We start from the raw sequence: 15845 nt of genomic DNA, 5'->3' as shown, positions 1-15845 counted from the left end.
TTGTTTTTCTGGGAGGCTGGATGGGGCTTAGCGGATGTGATGCTTGTGCAGCAACCGGTAAAACGTCGGGCGCGAAACCCCCAGCACCTTGGCCGCCAGGCTCAGGTTATCGCCGTGCCTGTTCAGCACTTCGCTCAGTGCCTGACGCTCTGCCCGGTCCTTGTACTCCTCCAGGGTGCACATGGTGCCCGCAAAGACCGGGAGCGACTCCAGCCCCAGGTCATGGGCCTCGATCTGGCGCCCTTCCGCCAGGACCAGCCCCCGGCGCACGCGGTTGGCCAGTTCGCGCACATTGCCGGGCCAGGGATGATTAACCATGGCAATCAGGGCGTCATTACTGAAAGTGCGGGGGCGGCGACCGGTTTCCAGGCTGTAGAAACTGGCAAAATGATTGGCCAGCATGGCCAGATCACCATGACGCTCACGCAAAGGAGCCATGACCACCTGCAGGACGTTGAGCCGGTAGTACAGGTCTTCGCGAAAGCGCCCGCTCACAATCGCGGCTTCGAGGTCCACATGGGTGGCCGCCAGCACCCGCACATCGACGGGAATGGGCTGGCTGCCGCCCACCCTTTCTATGTGTTTTTCCTGCAAAAAGCGCAGCAGATTGGCTTGCAGTTCCAGCGGCAGATCGCCGATCTCATCCAGGAACAACGTGCCGCTGTTGGCCGCTTCGATACGTCCGATCTTGCGCTGATGGGCGCCCGTGAACGCACCTTTCTCATGGCCAAACAGTTCTGACTGGATCAGGTTTTCCGGGATGGCACCGCAATTGATCGCAACAAAGGGCATGGAGCTGCGCAAGGACTGGCGATGCAGGGTGCGGGCAACCAGTTCCTTGCCGGTACCGCTTTCACCGCGGATCAGTATGGGTGATTGGGTGGGCGCGAACTTGCCGAGGATTTTGCGCATGTTGCGCATGCTCTGGCTGTCACCCAGCAGCTCATCTACCCGCCTGTCGGCGTGGGTAAGCACCCGGCCACGCAGTCGCGCCATGCCGAAGGCCCTGCCGAGCGTGACCTGTACCCGCGAGACATCGAAGGGCAAGGTGTGGAAGTCAAAAAACCACTCGCAGACAAAGTCCCCCACATTCTTCAGTTTAAGAACATCCGGGGTCAGCACCGCAATCCACTCGGTACCGCTGCGGCTGATCATGTCTTTCACCGCTTCGGGGTGCTCAAGATGATCAGGCTGCAACCTGAACAGCCCAACGTCGCAAGCGCGGTCAACCACGGTTGCCAGGCTGCAACTGTCTACGGCCCAGCCCAGCGTTCGCAGCCCGGGGAGCAAGTCATGGCAATCTTCACAGGGATCAACGACCAGCAGACGTCGCGCAGATGGCATCGTGAGCATGACTGTTCCTTGGCGCCAAAGAATTAAAACAGCAATAGAAACAGTCCCTTGTTCAACTCAAGCGTAACCTTAGCAAGGCTGGGCAAACGTTCAGGATCGTTTTTTTATAACACTAATAGCCAATTAAACTGTGTACACCCAAATGAATGGGAGCAATTTTTGCCGTGACTGCAAACATTGATCTGGATCAGTCGGGTGAAAATACTTTTAAAAAAGTGACGAAAGTGTGTGACCTGATGCCGGTCAGAAGTCATCAGTACAAGTAACCAACCGAACGGTAAGCCCAGCCGACGGTTAATCACTTGATGGGCACACGAGAGAGACGACCCTATGAACGCCCCGCTCCGTTTCAACGAAGCACTTTTGATTGCCGGCCACGCCTTTGAACCTTTTCAATGCGTTGCCTGGGCTGCACAGGACGGCCACGGCGAATTGAGCCTGACCGTTATCGACCGCACCAGTACCCGTATCGGCCAAAAACAGATCCCGCGCAGCGCCTGCGCAGACGCCGCCCAACTCGAAAGCCTGCTGGCACAAGCCCGGGCCGAGCTGAGCAGCGAAGGCTACGCGTTGCAGCCCTGGGTAATGCCGGCTTAATCGCTTTACCGCTGACATGGGGGACCGGGCCCGCCCGCTCCCCCATTTTATTTTCAGTCTCTACGCCAGGTTCAACCCGTCGATATGCCGATACTCGGCATTGAGTTCCAGCGCCATCTGACGGGATCGCCCCAGGCGAATCGGGCCTCTCTCGATATCGATCAGCAGCCCCGGACAGTCAATCGCGGGCAAGGTCGACCACTCCTTCAAACGACCATCGGTCAGCAACAAAAAGCGCTGCTGCTCCTGCGGGAATTGCTTGCGCCGACCATCGAGCCACCTCGCCACTTCGCGCAATGCCTCCAGCAACGGCGTTCCACCTCCTGCACCCAGCCCCTGCAACCATTCATCCAGAGCTTTCGACGCCTTCGAGCCACTGACCTGCCATTGCGGCGCATGGCCGCTGGCCGTCATCACGGCCACCCGGGCACGCTGGCGATAAGCATCTTCAAACAGCTGGGCCAATACGCCCTTGGCGTCGCTCAGCGCCTGATGGCGACGGGTCGAGGCGGACGCATCCACCACCACCAGCCACAGTTCCTGAGCGCTGCTTTGCCGGGTTTTAAATGCCAGATCGGCACGCTGACGCGGGCGCCCACCGAGCAAAGTCTGCACCCAGTCAACCGCCCCGTTGTCGGCACTGCGACTGGCGCCCTGCTTGCCCGTACTGAGCTGGCCTGCCCGGGGTCCGGCATCCACCCCCTCTGCCGGTCGGGGGCGAATGCCTAAGGCTTTTTTGGCCAGCTCGGCACTTCACGGCGAGCCCCGGATACCTGGGACTGGGCCGGTAACTCGCCCCACTGGCCCTGGCCGGACCGGGGTGATGCACTGCTCGATTGTGGCGGCGATTGCGGCTGTTCGGGCGCAGGTGCCTGGGGGCTGGATTCACGGCGACGATGGCGCAAGGCGAACTCGGCCACTGCATCGATATCGTCCAGACTGATCGCCGTTGCCCCGCGCCATGCCGCATGGGCCCGCGCCGCCCGCAGCCACACCAGGTCGGCGCGCATGCCGTCCACTGCCGCGGCAAAGCAGCGTTCGGTGATCACCGTCAGGGCCTGATCATCAAGGGCGATGTTGTTCAATAACTCACGGGCCTGCTGGCAACGTTCGCGCAAGGCGTCCTGCTGCGGCGCCCAGTGCGCGCAAAACCCTTGGGGGTCGGCATCAAAGTCCAGTCGGCGGCGAATGATTTCTCCGCGCTCGGCCGGTGGCGGCTGACCGCTCATGGCGACATTCAGGCCAAAACGGTCGAGCAACTGCGGGCGCAACTCGCCTTCTTCGGGGTTCATGGTGCCAATCAGCACGAAGCGCGCGGCGTGGCGATGGGAGATGCCATCACGCTCGACCACGTTGGTGCCGCTCGCTGCCACATCCAGCAGCACATCCACCAGATGGTCGGCCAGCAAATTCACTTCATCCACATACAGCACGCCGCCATCGGCCTTGGCCAGTACGCCGGGCGAAAACTGCGCCTTGCCCTGCCCCAGCGCCGCATCCAGATCGAGGGTGCCCACCAGCCGCTCTTCAGTTGCGCCCAGGGGCAAGGTGACAAATTGACCGCTGGCCAGCAGGTCCGCGAGGCCCCGGGCCAGGGTCGATTTGGCCATGCCGCGCGGGCCTTCGATCAGCACGCCGCCGATTTTCGGGTCAATGGCCGTCAGGCACAGCGCCAGTTTCAAGGCCTGCGCGCCGACCACCGCCGATAACGGGAAATGCGGGGTGTCAGTCATGTTTTCGGGTTCCACATCTTAGAAAGTTGATCAAGTTCATAAAACCCCTCGCCCCAGCCCTCTCCATCCGGGAGAAGGCTGGGGCGAGGGCTGCTCTTTCACTCTTCTTCTATATCCAGCAACAGGTTTTCCAGTGCCTGCTGATACTCACCCGGTTCACTCCACAACCCGCGCTGCTGAGCCTCCAGCAAGCGTTCGGTCATATCGCGCAAGGCGTGCGGGTTATGCTCGCGCACAAACTCGCGGGTGTCCGGGTCCAGCAGGTAGGCATCCGCCAGCAACGCGTACTGGTGGTCGTCAATCAAGTGCGTGGTGGCGTCAAACGCGAAGAGGTTATCCAGGGTCGCGGCCATTTCAAACGCACCCTTATAGCCGTGGCGCTTGACCCCGTCGATCCATTTTGGATTGGCGGCGCGGGAACGTATCACCCGGTTCAGCTCTTCTTTCAAGGTGCGGATTTTCGGCAGGTCTGGCTGGCTGTGGTCGCCGTGGTAACTGGCCGCGGCCTGCCCGCTCAAACTTTCAACCGCCGCCAGCATGCCCCCCTGGAACTGATAGTAGTCATTGGAATCGAGCAGATCGTGCTCGCGATTGTCCTGGTTTTGCACCACCGCCTGCACCTGGCCCAAGCGCCGGGCAAACTGGTCGCGCGCAGCGGTGCCTTCATCGGCGCCGCCATAGGCATAGCCGCCCCAGTTCAGATACACCTCGGCCAGGTCATCGCGGCTTTGCCACAGACGGCCGTCAATCGCGTTCTGCACCCCGGCGCCATACGCCCCGGGCTTGGCGCCGAAAACCCGCCAGCCCGCCTGGCGAGCTGCCAGCTCCGGTGCCAGCCCGTCACGCTCCAGTTGTTCACGTTCACTGCGCACTTTGGCCGCCAGCGGGTTGAGGTCGTCCGGTTCGTCCAGCGCCGCCACCGCCTGCACGGCGGCATCGAACAGACGGATCAGGTTGGCAAACGCATCGCGAAAGAACCCCGACACGCGCAAGGTCACGTCCACCCGCGGGCGGTCCAACAGGCTTACCGGCAGGATTTCAAAGTCATCCACCCGCTGGCTGCCCGTGGCCCATACCGGGCGCACGCCCATCAAAGCCATGGCCTGGGCGATATCATCACCGCCTGTGCGCATGGTCGCCGTGCCCCACACCGACAAACCCAACTGCCGCAAATGGTCGCCGTGGTCCTGCAAGTGACGCTCGAGGATCAGGTTGGCCGACTGAAAACCAATCCGCCAGGCCGTGGTGGTTGGCAGGTTGCGCACATCCACGGAAAAAAAGTTGCGCCCGGTGGGCAGCACGTCCAGACGGCCACGACTCGGCGCGCCACTGGGGCCCGCCGGCACAAAGCGCCCGCCGAGGGCATCGAGCAGGCCTTGCATCTCGGCCGGGCCGCAGGCATCCAGACGCGGTGCAACCACCTCCAGCAGCGCGTCAAAAATGGCCCGCACCTCTGCCCATTGCGCGGTATCGGGCAAGTGCAATTCATCGGCCAGTGCCTGTTCGATCAACTGCGCAGCGTACAGCTCCAGACGCTCACGGGTATCGCCCGCCGTGCGCCACAGCGCGTCGGTGATGGACCGCAGTTCAATCGGTTGGCGCGCCGTCCAGGGTTCGGCCAGCGCGCAGTCCAGCGGGTCGAAACCCAATTCAAAGGCCTTGGCCAGCGCCCGCAACAGACTGGATTGCGCGCCACGGCCATCGCCACGGGGGATGCGCAACAACGCCAGTAAGGTGTCGATACGCAGCCGCCCTGCCGGCGACTCTCCAAAAATATGCAGCCCGTCACGGATTTGCGACTCTTTGAGGTCACACAAATAGGTGTCCAGGCGGGGCAACCAGATCGCCGCATCTGCATCACTGTCGAGCTTTGCGTCCAGTTGCAGCTCGCGGTCGATCCGGGTTTCGCGCACCAGCGCCAGGATGTCCCGTTGCAACTCCCGCGCCCGACGCGGATCGAGCAACTGCGCTTCGTAAAATTCGTCGGCCAGTAGCTCCAGATCACGTAACGGACCATAGGTTTCGGCCCGGGTCAGGGGCGGCATCAAATGATCGATGATCACCGCCTGGGTCCGCCGTTTTGCCTGCGCGCCTTCGCCCGGGTCGTTGACGATAAAGGGATAGACATTGGGCATGGGCCCCAGGATCGCGTCCGGCCAGCAGTGCTCGGACAGCCCGACGCCCTTGCCCGGCAGCCATTCCAGGTTGCCGTGCTTGCCCACGTGCACCACCGCGTGGGCGCCATAGGTGTGGCGCAACCAGAAGTAGAACGCCAGATAGCCGTGGGGCGGCACCAGATCCGGGTCGTGGTACACCGCACTGGCATCGACCTGATAGCCCCGCGCCGGTTGAATTCCGACAAAGGTCAGGCCAAAGCGCAGCCCCGCAATCATCAACCGCCCGCTACGGAACATCGGGTCGTTGTGTGGCTCGCCCCATCGCTCGGTCACTGCCAGGCGATTGGCCGCGGGCAGCGCATTGAACATCGCGAGGTACTCATCCAGCGCCAGGCTTTGCATGCACGGGCGCAGGTCGAGGCTGTCCAGGTCATTACTGACCCCGCCCAACAGGGCCTGGATCAGCGCCGTGCCGCTCTCGGGCAACGCGCAGTCCACCGGATACCCCTGAGCCTGCAAGGCCCGCAGGATATTCAGCGCCGCCGCCGGGGTGTCGAGCCCCACGCCGTTGCCGATGCGGCCATCGCGGGTCGGGTAGTTGGCCAGGATCAGCGCGACACGCTTTTGCGGGTTCGCCACCCGGGCCAGTTCAACCCAGCGCCGGGCCAGCTGCGCGACAAAATTCATCCGTTCGGGTTGAGCGCGATAACACACCACATCCGATTGGCTGCGCTCACTGCGCCATGCCAGGTCCTTGAAGCTGATCGGGCGACTGATAATCCGCCCGTCCAGTTCCGGCAAGGCGATATGCATCGCCAGATCGCGGGGCCCCAGGCCTTGTTCGCTGGCCCGCCACCCCGGCTCGTTGTCCTGGGCGCAAATGGCCTGAATCACCGGGATATTGCGCCGAAACGGGCGCAGATGCGGCGCTTCGGGGCTGGACTGGGCAAAACCGGTGGTATTGAGAATGACCCCGGCCTGCACTTCATCCAGCAGGTCTTCAACCACGGCCATGCAACCCGGCTCTTTAAGGCTGGCCACGGCAATCGGCAAGGGGTTGAGCCCGGCGGCCTGGAGGCGCTGGCAAAACACATCGACAAACGCGGTGTTGGCCGCCTGCAAATGCGAGCGATAGAACAACAGCGCCGCCACCGGTTGCCCGGGGACCCAGTCGGCCTGCCAGCCCTTGAGTTGGGCATTGGCGTGGGCCGGATGATAAATCGCGGTACGCGCCAGGGTTTGCGGTTCGTCCCATGGGTAGTCGCGGCCCAGCCATTGGCTGGCCAGGCAACGATAGAGCTGCAGCGCGTTATGCCGCCCGCCCTGACGCAAAAAGTGCCAGAGCCGCTCGCCTTGTTCGGCGGGTACGGTGCTCAGCCCGCTGAGTTCGGGGTCGGGGCGATCATCACCGGGCACCAGGATCAGGGTTACGCCGCGCTCGGCCAGTTGCACCAGGCGCTCAATACCGTAGCGCCAATAGCCGATGCCGCCGTGCAACGACAGCAGTATCACCTTGGCGTGTTGCAGCACCTGATCGACATAAAGGTCGACCGAGGCATGATTTTGCACTTGCATCGGGTTGGCCAGACGCAAGCTTGGATAATCTTCAGGCAACTGCTGCGCCGCTTCGGCCAGCAGTGCCAGGCTTGAATCACCGCTGCACAGGATCACCAGCTCGGCGGGGGTCTGGCCTAAATCGGCAATATTGTCGTCCAATACAAAGCCACCGGGCTGGGTCCTGAGCAGATGCATGGCTTACTCGCTCAACGCTTTACGCAAAGTGGACTCGAGCAGTTCGGCGTCCAGGTCCTGGCCGATCAGCACCAGCCTGGTAACGCGTGACTCATCCGCAGCCCAGGCACGGTCGAAGTGCTTGTCAAAGCGGGTACCCACGCCCTGGATCAGCAAACGCATCGGCTTGCCCGGGATTGCTGCAAAGCCTTTGACCCGCAGGATGCCGTGCTTGACCACCAACTGGGTCAGGGCCTCCATCAATACGCGCTCTTCACCTTGTGGCAACTCAATGGAAATCGAGTCGAAGGCATCATGGTCGTGATCGTCGTGACCATCATCGCCATCGTGGTGATGGTCGTGGTGGCTGTGGCGGCCATCGATATGGTCTTCGGAGCCGGCGCCCAGGCCCAGCAGCACGTCCAGCGGCAATCGACCGCTGCTGGCCTCGATGATTTTGACCGCTGGCGGCAGCTCTTCAGCCACTTCGGCGCGCACTTTTGCCAGGTCTTCAGGGCTGATCAGGTCGGCCTTGTTGAGAATCACCAGGTCGGCACTGGCCAGCTGGTCAGCGAACAGCTCGTGCAGCGGCGATTCGTGGTCCAGGTTCGGGTCGAGCTTGCGCTGGGCGTCAACCTGGTCCGGGAAGGCGGCAAACGTACCGGCAGCCACGGCCGGGCTGTCGACCACGGTAATCACCGCATCCACGGTGCAGGCGCTGCGGATTTCTGGCCACTGGAAGGCTTGAACCAGCGGCTTTGGCAGGGCCAGACCCGAGGTTTCGATCAGGATATGGTCGATGTCGCCACGGCGCGCAACCAGCTCGCGCATCACCGGGAAGAACTCTTCCTGAACGGTGCAGCACAGGCAACCGTTGGCCAGCTCATAGATGCGGCCGCTGGCTTCTTCTTCGGTGCAACCGATGGTGCATTGCTTGAGGATTTCGCCGTCGATGCCCAGCTCGCCGAATTCATTGACGATCACCGCAATGCGACGGCCCTGTGCGTTATCCAGCATATGGCGCAGCAGCGTGGTTTTGCCCGAACCGAGAAAACCGGTAACGATGGTGACGGGAGTTTTGGCCAGTGTTTTCATCGGATGCCCTTTGGCAAAGCGGCGGGCATACGGGACGACGACCGCAGGCAGTGTGCGGTCAACATTCGCCACCGGATCACCCCGCCCGGTTGAAGTAAGAATCTGTCACGAGGCAGGTCTCCTGGCTTACGGCTGGGGTTCAGCAGGGCTGATCCCGACCTTGCGCCTTCCCGCGTGTAACGCAGTGGCATGGCAAGATCATTGACCGTTTACAGTTGCGGGGGCAGCCGCGGCATACCGCGTTCCCTTCTTAGCTTCGCGTGGCGAAGAACCTCGAACGCGCAAGGCTACGCAGTGCTTTGTAACAGGTCAATGCACAGCTGTGACCCATCTACTGTGTGAGCGGGCTTGCTCGCGATGGCATCGCCGCATTTTGACCGATAGACCCCGCTGTTTGCATCGCAAGCAAGCCCGCTCCCACAGGTCCCGCAGGCCCTGCAGGTGTGTTCTAATTGCCGCCTTTTTTCAGCCGCCCTGCTTCAAGGATCTGCCCATGCCCTCCACCTGCCCAACCCGCGTCCTGATTATCGGCTACGTGTGGCCCGAACCACGCTCTTCGGCGGCCGGTGGACACATGATGCAAATCATCGAGAGCTTCCTGCAGCAAGGCTGGCACATCACCTTCAGCAGCCCCGCAGGCATTGGCGAGCACAAGGCGGACCTGGCCGCGCTGGGCATTGATGAAGTGGCCATTGAACTGAACAACAGCAGTTTTGATGCCTTTATCACCGAACTGGCCCCGGACATCGTGCTGTTCGACCGTTTCATGATGGAAGAACAGTTTGGCTGGCGGGTAGAGAAGCACTGCCCCGATGCGCTGCGCGTGCTGGAAACCTCCGACCTGCAAAGCCTGCGCGACGCCCGTCAGCAACAGCTCAAGGCACGGCTCAAGCACGACACCGACCTGAACGATTTCAGCAGCCTGTTCGCCCCGGCCCAGCGCGAAACGTTCGAACAGATGGCCGGCACCGACCTGGCGCAACGGGAAATCGCCGCGATTTACCGCTGCGATCTCAACCTGATGATTTCCGAATACGAAATCGACTTGCTGGTGGAACACTTCAACGTGCCCAAGGCCCTGCTGCACTGGTGCCCGCTGATGGTCGACAGTGTGCCGGCCACGTTCGTGCCCTATGCACAGCGCCAGCACTTCCTGAGCATCGGCAACTTCCGCCACGCCCCCAACTGGGACGCCGTGCTCTGGATGAAAACCGGCATCTGGCCGTTGATCCGCCAGCAACTGCCCACCGCGCAGCTGCACGTCTACGGCGCTTACACCCCGCCCAAAGCCACGGCGCTGCACAACCCGGCGCAAGGTTTTCACGTACTCAACTGGGCTGAAGACGCCCTTGAGGTGATGAGCAACGCGCGGATCTGCATGGCCCCCATACGCTTTGGCGCAGGGATCAAGGGCAAAATCGCCGACGCCATGCTCTGTGGCACCCCCAACGTGACCACCCCCGTGGGCGCCGAAGGCATGCACGGCGATCTGCCGTGGGCCGGTGCCATCGAGCAAAGCGCCAGTGCGATTGCCGCCGCCGCCGTCGAGTTGTACCAAAACCCGCAGGCCTGGCATCAGGCCCAGCAGCACGGGCAGGCACTGCTGGCGGCGCGTTACCTGCAGGGCACTCACGGCCCGGCGCTGGTCGAGCGGATCGAAGCATGCCGCGCCGGGCTTGAGCAGCACCGGCGCAACAACTTCACCGGCGCCATGCTGCGCCATCACCAGCACAAAAGTACCCAATACATGTCGCAGTGGATCGAGGCCAAGAACCGGGTCTGACTAGCTGTTACGCCAGATTTTCAGCAGCACTTCGGTAAAGGACGGCTCCAGCACCCGATTGCCATGGCCACTGAGATGGTTCGAGTCGAAAAACAGTGGCTGGCCGTCGGTGTCATAAGCCGAGCACACCGGGCCCGGACACAGCAGCGGGAACGGGTCCCAGGCGGTCAGTCCGGAATGCTCACGCTGCAACAGCTCCAGCAGCTGCATCTGTGGCGCGCGCAGGCGTTCAAGCTGCTCGCGCTCGACCGTCAGGCCTTCGGCGCAAACCGGGTTCATCCGGTTGAACCAGTCCGAGCAGCGTCCGGGAGGTGCCTTGAACAGTGGCTTGGGGGCGTCGATCAAGACCCGGACGTTGGCAGCCGCCAGCCGGGCCAACGTGAGCTCGGCCGAGGCTCGGGCTGCGGCGTTACTCTGCGGCGTCAGCAGGGCCAGGGCCTGATCGAATGCAACATCTTGCAGCTCCGGCATGCGCAAAGAGGCCAGGAACACAATGTCGCCCGGCCTGGCCCGACTTTCGATATCACTCAGGTCGGCTTCCTGACGCTCGGCGCAATCGGGCGGATCAGCGGCCATCAGGTTCGCCACTGCGCACCCGCCCTGCTCGTACTCCACCACCGTGACCCCAAGCTTGAGCGACACGCGGTTAAGCAGCGTGCGATAGGCCGCCGTATGCGAGTCCCCGATCACAAACAGCTGTCGTCCGTTAACCCGCGGGTCCTCGATCTTTACGATGTCTTCCCTGGGGTAGTGCCTGTAGGCATACCAAGTGTAGGTGTCACGGGTTTGGCTCAGGGATAGCTGCTCAGTGTTGTCCGTCACCCACAGCGCCGACCACCAGAGCAGGCCGACCGCGCCGAAACTCACGGCGAACGTGCTCCAGGCCTGGCGCTGCCACGCCGATTTACCGGTACGCACGGGGATTTCGATCCAGTGATAAGAGGCCACCGCCAGCGCCATCACCAGTACCGGATACAGCAACTGGACAAGCAGCAGCTCTGTCCCCGTAGTCCAGCGTAAAAACACGGCAACGGGCCAGTGCCACAAATACAGGGAAAACGACAGGCGACCGATATAGGTCACCCAGGGTGCTTGCAGCAGGCGCTGCAGGGGCGAACCATATCCGTCGGCCGGGAGTGCCAGCGCAGCGATCATCAGCACCGCCCCCGACACCGTCACCAGCGCCCACGGAAAAGGGAAACCCTGCTCTTCGGCGTACACAAACCCCGCCAGTACCAGCCCCAGACCGCCGGCCAGCAACAGGCTGGCAAGCGGTCTGGAGCGCAGTGAAGCGCGCCGTGTATCCATCAGCTGGAACAGCATGGCGCCAGCGGCCAACTCCCAGAACCGGCCGGGCAGCAAGTAAAAGGCCGAGAGCTGATCGGTTTTTGTCTGCATGGCGCTGACCGCCAGCGAGGCGATGGCCAGTACCGGCAGCACCGCCCATACCAGGGCGCTGTGTTTTTTATAACGAAGCCACAGGAAATACAGCACCGGGAAGACCAGGTAAAACTGCTCTTCAACCCCCAGCGACCAGGTATGCAAAAACGGGTTGAGCTCGGCACCAGGGGCAAAATAGGTATCCGTGTTCCAGGCCAGCACGATATTGCTGACCCCAAAAAAGGCCGCCAACCCGGTGCTATTGCTTTGCTCACTGAGCCAGGACTGCGGCACAAACAGGGCCGAGACCAGAAAAGTAGCCACCAGCACAACCAGCAGCGCCGGCAAAATACGCAGCAACCGGCGCCGATAGAACGCTTTCAGATAGTCCACAAACCCCGAATGCCCCCGGTCGCACAGGGACTGGCTGATCACATAGCCCGAGATCACGAAAAACAGATCGACCCCGGTGAAGCCGCCGGGGAGCACATCCAGAAAATCCGCATGGAAGAGGATTACAGCGATTACGGCGATGGCCCGTAGCCCATCTATTGCCGGGAGGTAAGCCGGGGAAGCTTTGCGCATCGTATTTCCTGCTTTTTGTTATTCGTTGGAACGCGAAAGCTACCCCTCCACCCAAAATCGGCACCGTAATCACGATCCGACTTTCATGTAGGAATCGGGTCAATCTACAGGACGTCTTCGTAACAGATACGTGTCCATCACCCAGCCCTTGCGCTCTCGGGCCGCACTACGGGCCTGCTTGATCTGCTCGCACACCTCGGCCAGCTTGCCGGCTATCAAAATCTCGTCGTCGGTACCGATATAGGCGCCCCACCAGATATCGAGGTTTTGATCGACAAAGGCCTCGAAAGCGCAGTGCGCGTCGAGCATCACGGCCACGTTGTCCAGATCTGCCGCCACCAGGCGCCGGCCGGTGGTGATACGGATCGGCTGGCCGATGCCGTTGAGCGGCACGCGATGCCGGGCCGCCAGAGCTTGTACGCTGCTGATCCCGGGGATCACCTGGTAGTCAAAGTCGGTGCAGCCATTGGCCCGTACCCGGTCCAGGATGCGCAGGGTGCTGTCATACAGCCCCGGCTCGCCCCACAGCAGGAAGGCCCCGCATTCTCCATCGGCCAGTTCGGTGTCTATCAACCGCGCAAACACCTCGGCCCGGCGCTCATGCCAGTCTTCAACACCCTGAGTGTAGGAAGGCGTTGCGCTGTCACGCTTGGGGTCGCTGACCCGAACCACCCGATAACCCGGCTCGCGAATGTAGCGCCGGCAGATTTCAAGGCGCAGGCGCACCAGATCGTCAGTGGTCTGGCCCTTGTCCAGCACAAACAACACCCGGGCACGGTTCAGCCCATTGATCGCCTGTACAGTGATGTGCTCCGGGTCACCGGCGCCAATGCCGATCAGTAACAGTGTTTTCATCGTGTCTTGCCCCTCGATCAAGCCGGAAGATCCTGGCTGGTGGAAATTAGGCGAAGGCGGCATGATAAGTGCCATAAGAAGACTTGATTCGGCCCGACCATGACTCGACTCGCCAGAGCTACAGACCCGTCTTACGAACTGATGGACGACCACAACGGTCTGTCGATCATCTATCGCCAGCATGGTTTCCCCTGCCCCCTGGTGCGCTGGCATTTCCACAAGGAATACGAGCTGCACCTGATCGTGGCCAGCAGCGGCAAGGTGTTTGTTGGTGACTATATCGGCAATTTCCACCCCAGGTCGTTGTTCCTGACCGGCCCCAACCTGCCCCACAACTGGATCAGCCAGGTGGCCGAGGATGAAGTGGTGCCCACCCGCGACATGCTGGTGAACTTTACCGATGAGCTGCTCGAAGGTGCCGCCTCGGTATTTACCGAACTCAAAACCCTGACCCCGATGCTGGAGCGGGCGCACTACGGCATCGAGTTTCGCTGCCCCCACACGATCCGCAAGGCCATGGCCCTGATGCAGACCATCGCCGACTCCACGGGCGTGACCCGTCTGGGGCATTTTTTGATCCTGCTGGAGCTGCTGGCCGAGTGTGATGACTATCAGTTGCTGTCGGGCGTCACATGCGGGCAACTGGCCGACGAGCAGACCATCGACCGTACCAACCGGGCCGTGGATTATATTTTCAGCCACTACGCCCGCGAGTTGCCGCTCGAAGAAGTGGCTCACTACATGGGCATGAAACCCACCTACTTTTCCCGGGTGTTCAAACAGGCCACGGGGCGCTGCTTTATCGAGTTCGTCAATCGCCTGCGCATCAGCAAGTCCTGCGAATTGCTTGCCGACGGCCAAAAGCCCGTAACAGACGTGTGCTTTGAGTCCGGTTTCAACAATATCTCCAACTTCAACCGCCGCTTTCAGCAGCTAAAGGGCATGACGCCGTCACACTATCGGCGCCTGGCGGTGCAACGTTTGACCGAGCAAAACCAGCCGCCGCTGAGCGAACGCCTGCGCAGTGCAAAATAGTATCGGTTCGAGTGCTTCCAGTGATTTGTCACAACGGTGATTGAGGGCTGTAATCGGCCCACGTGCTCGCCTGCAGCGGGCAGCTATAAAAACAATAACCGTCCTTCAAAAGCCGTCTGGCCCATGAAGTGGAGTGTTCAATGAATTTTCCTGTCAAAGCGTTATGTGTCGCTATGTGCATGACCCTCAGCGGCTTGAGCCTGGGCGCGCAAACCCTGACCATCGCCACGGTCAACAACAGCGACATGATCCGCATGCAAAAACTGGCCAAGACCTTCGAGAGCGAACACCCCGAGATCAAGCTCAACTGGGTGGTGCTGGAAGAAAACGTCTTGCGCCAACGCCTGACCACGGACATTGCCACCCAGGGCGGCCAGTTCGATGTGCTGACCATCGGCATGTACGAAGCCGCACTCTGGGGCGCCAAGGGTTGGCTCGAACCCATGACCGACCTGCCGGCCACCTACGCCATTGATGATGTATTCCCCTCGGTGCGCGAAGGCTTGTCGGTCAAGGGCACGCTCTACGCCCTGCCGTTCTATGCCGAAAGCTCAATGACCTATTACCGCACCGACCTGTTCAAGGATGCCGGCCTGACCATGCCCGAGCACCCGACCTGGGAGCAGATCGCAGCGTTCGCCAAAACCCTGAACAAACCCGAGAAAGAGCAATACGGCATTTGCCTGCGTGGCAAAGCCGGCTGGGGCGAAAACATGGCGCTGATCACCACCATCGCCAACGCCTACGGCGCGCGCTGGTTCAATGAGCAGTGGCAGCCAGAGTTCACCGGGCCGGAGTGGAAAAACGCACTGGACTTCTATGTCGGCACCATGAAGGCCTCTGGCCCGCCGGGTGCGACCAGCAACGGTTTCAACGAAAACCTGGCGCTGTTCAACAGCGGCAAGTGCGCGATCTGGGTCGATGCCAGTGTCGCGGGCTCGTTCGTCACCGACCACACCCAGAGCAAAGTGGCCGATCACGTCGGTTTCACCTTTGCCCCGCAGGCGGTCACGGACAAAGGCAGCGCCTGGCTCTACTCCTGGGCGCTGGCGATCCCTGCCAGTTCCAAAGCCAAGGACGCAGCCAGAACCTTCAGCACCTGGGCCACCTCCAGGGAATATGGCGCCCTGGTTGCCGAGAAAGACGGCATCGCCAACGTGCCGCCCGGCACCCGCAACTCGACCTACACCGATGCCTACCTGAAGGCGGCGCCGTTTGCCAAAGTGACCCTCGAATCCCTGAAAGTCGCCAACCCCAAGGACCCGACGCTCAAACCCGTGCCTTACGTGGGCATTCAACTGGTGACCATCCCCGAGTTCCAGGCGGTGGGCACCCAGGTCGGCAAGCTGTTCAGCGCCGCGCTGATTGGCCAGACCACGGTGGATCAAGCGCTCACGGCGGCCCAGCAAAGCACCGAGCGCGAGATGAAACGGGCGGGTTATCCCAAATAGCAACCTGACCCTGTGGGAGCGGGTTTGCTCGCGATGGCATCGACGCGGTTTGACTGCACAACCGCGCCTCCTGAATCGCGAGCAAGCCCGCTCCCACAGTGGATGGCCGATTTCAAGACAGTGGCCCCCC

At 61.7% G+C, this 15845-nt stretch carries 11 protein-coding genes and 1 riboswitch; of the genes, 4 read left to right on the top strand and 7 right to left on the bottom strand.

The genetic code is table 11. The annotated features are described in order from the left end of the window. Positions 1-27 precede the first annotated feature (27 nt). Positions 28-1344, bottom strand: coding sequence for a sigma-54 dependent transcriptional regulator (locus ACZRMS_RS14650; protein WP_463995888.1), 1317 nt, complete (start codon positions 1342-1344; stop codon positions 28-30). 339 nt (positions 1345-1683) lie between these two features. Here ACZRMS_RS14650 and ACZRMS_RS14645 point away from each other — a divergent pair, with 339 nt between their 5' ends. After that, on the top strand, positions 1684-1950 hold the full coding sequence (locus ACZRMS_RS14645) for a hypothetical protein (protein ID WP_463995813.1): 267 nt from the start codon (positions 1684-1686) through the stop codon (positions 1948-1950). A gap of 60 nt (positions 1951-2010) precedes the next feature. On the opposite strand, the gene ACZRMS_RS14640 is transcribed toward ACZRMS_RS14645, so the two are convergent. The 4 genes from ACZRMS_RS14640 to cobW form a co-directional block, all read right to left on the bottom strand. Further along, positions 2011-2565: a vWA domain-containing protein gene (locus ACZRMS_RS14640; protein ID WP_463995887.1), complete on the bottom strand. Its 555-nt coding sequence runs from the start codon at positions 2563-2565 to the stop codon at positions 2011-2013. Positions 2566-2675: 110 nt separating this feature from the next. Continuing rightward, the gene (locus ACZRMS_RS14635) at positions 2676-3683 is read right to left on the bottom strand and encodes an ATP-binding protein (RefSeq protein ID WP_463995812.1); all 1008 of its coding nucleotides are present in this window, start codon (positions 3681-3683) and stop codon (positions 2676-2678) included. Between the two features lie 98 nt (positions 3684-3781). Then, the gene (cobN, locus tag ACZRMS_RS14630) at positions 3782-7552 is read right to left on the bottom strand and encodes a cobaltochelatase subunit CobN (protein ID WP_463995811.1); all 3771 of its coding nucleotides are present in this window, start codon (positions 7550-7552) and stop codon (positions 3782-3784) included. A 3-nt stretch (positions 7553-7555) separates the two neighbouring features. Beyond that, entirely contained in the window at positions 7556-8626 is a 1071-nt protein-coding gene (gene cobW, locus ACZRMS_RS14625) for a cobalamin biosynthesis protein CobW (protein ID WP_463995886.1), read from the bottom strand. 94 nt (positions 8627-8720) lie between these two features. Continuing rightward, positions 8721-8917: riboswitch (cobalamin riboswitch) on the bottom strand. A gap of 202 nt (positions 8918-9119) precedes the next feature. Here cobW and ACZRMS_RS14620 point away from each other — a divergent pair. Further along, positions 9120-10409 (top strand): glycosyltransferase, encoded by a 1290-nt coding sequence (locus ACZRMS_RS14620; RefSeq protein ID WP_463995810.1) that lies wholly within the window; start codon positions 9120-9122, stop codon positions 10407-10409. On the opposite strand, the gene ACZRMS_RS14615 is transcribed toward ACZRMS_RS14620, so the two are convergent. Further along, a complete protein-coding gene (locus ACZRMS_RS14615) occupies positions 10410-12374 on the bottom strand; it encodes an acyltransferase family protein (protein ID WP_463995809.1) in 1965 nt (654 codons plus the stop codon). A gap of 99 nt (positions 12375-12473) precedes the next feature. Next, positions 12474-13229 carry a precorrin-6A synthase (deacetylating) gene (cobF, locus tag ACZRMS_RS14610; RefSeq protein WP_463995808.1) on the bottom strand — a complete coding sequence of 252 codons (756 nt, stop codon included), beginning with the start codon at positions 13227-13229 and terminating at the stop codon, positions 12474-12476. Between the two features lie 99 nt (positions 13230-13328). On the opposite strand from cobF, the gene ACZRMS_RS14605 reads away from it, so the two are divergent. Both ACZRMS_RS14605 and ACZRMS_RS14600 read left to right on the top strand, forming a co-directional pair. After that, complete coding sequence (locus ACZRMS_RS14605; RefSeq protein WP_463995807.1) at positions 13329-14264, top strand: AraC family transcriptional regulator; 936 nt, start codon at positions 13329-13331, stop codon at positions 14262-14264. A 140-nt stretch (positions 14265-14404) separates the two neighbouring features. Then, a complete protein-coding gene (locus ACZRMS_RS14600; RefSeq protein ID WP_463995806.1) occupies positions 14405-15715 on the top strand; it encodes an ABC transporter substrate-binding protein in 1311 nt (436 codons plus the stop codon). The last annotated feature ends 130 nt before the right edge of the window (positions 15716-15845 follow it).

Source organism: Pseudomonas sp. B424, from assembly GCF_055408345.1.
The sequence above is the reverse complement of the archived record's forward strand: the minus strand, read 5'-3'. Positions and strand labels throughout refer to the sequence as shown.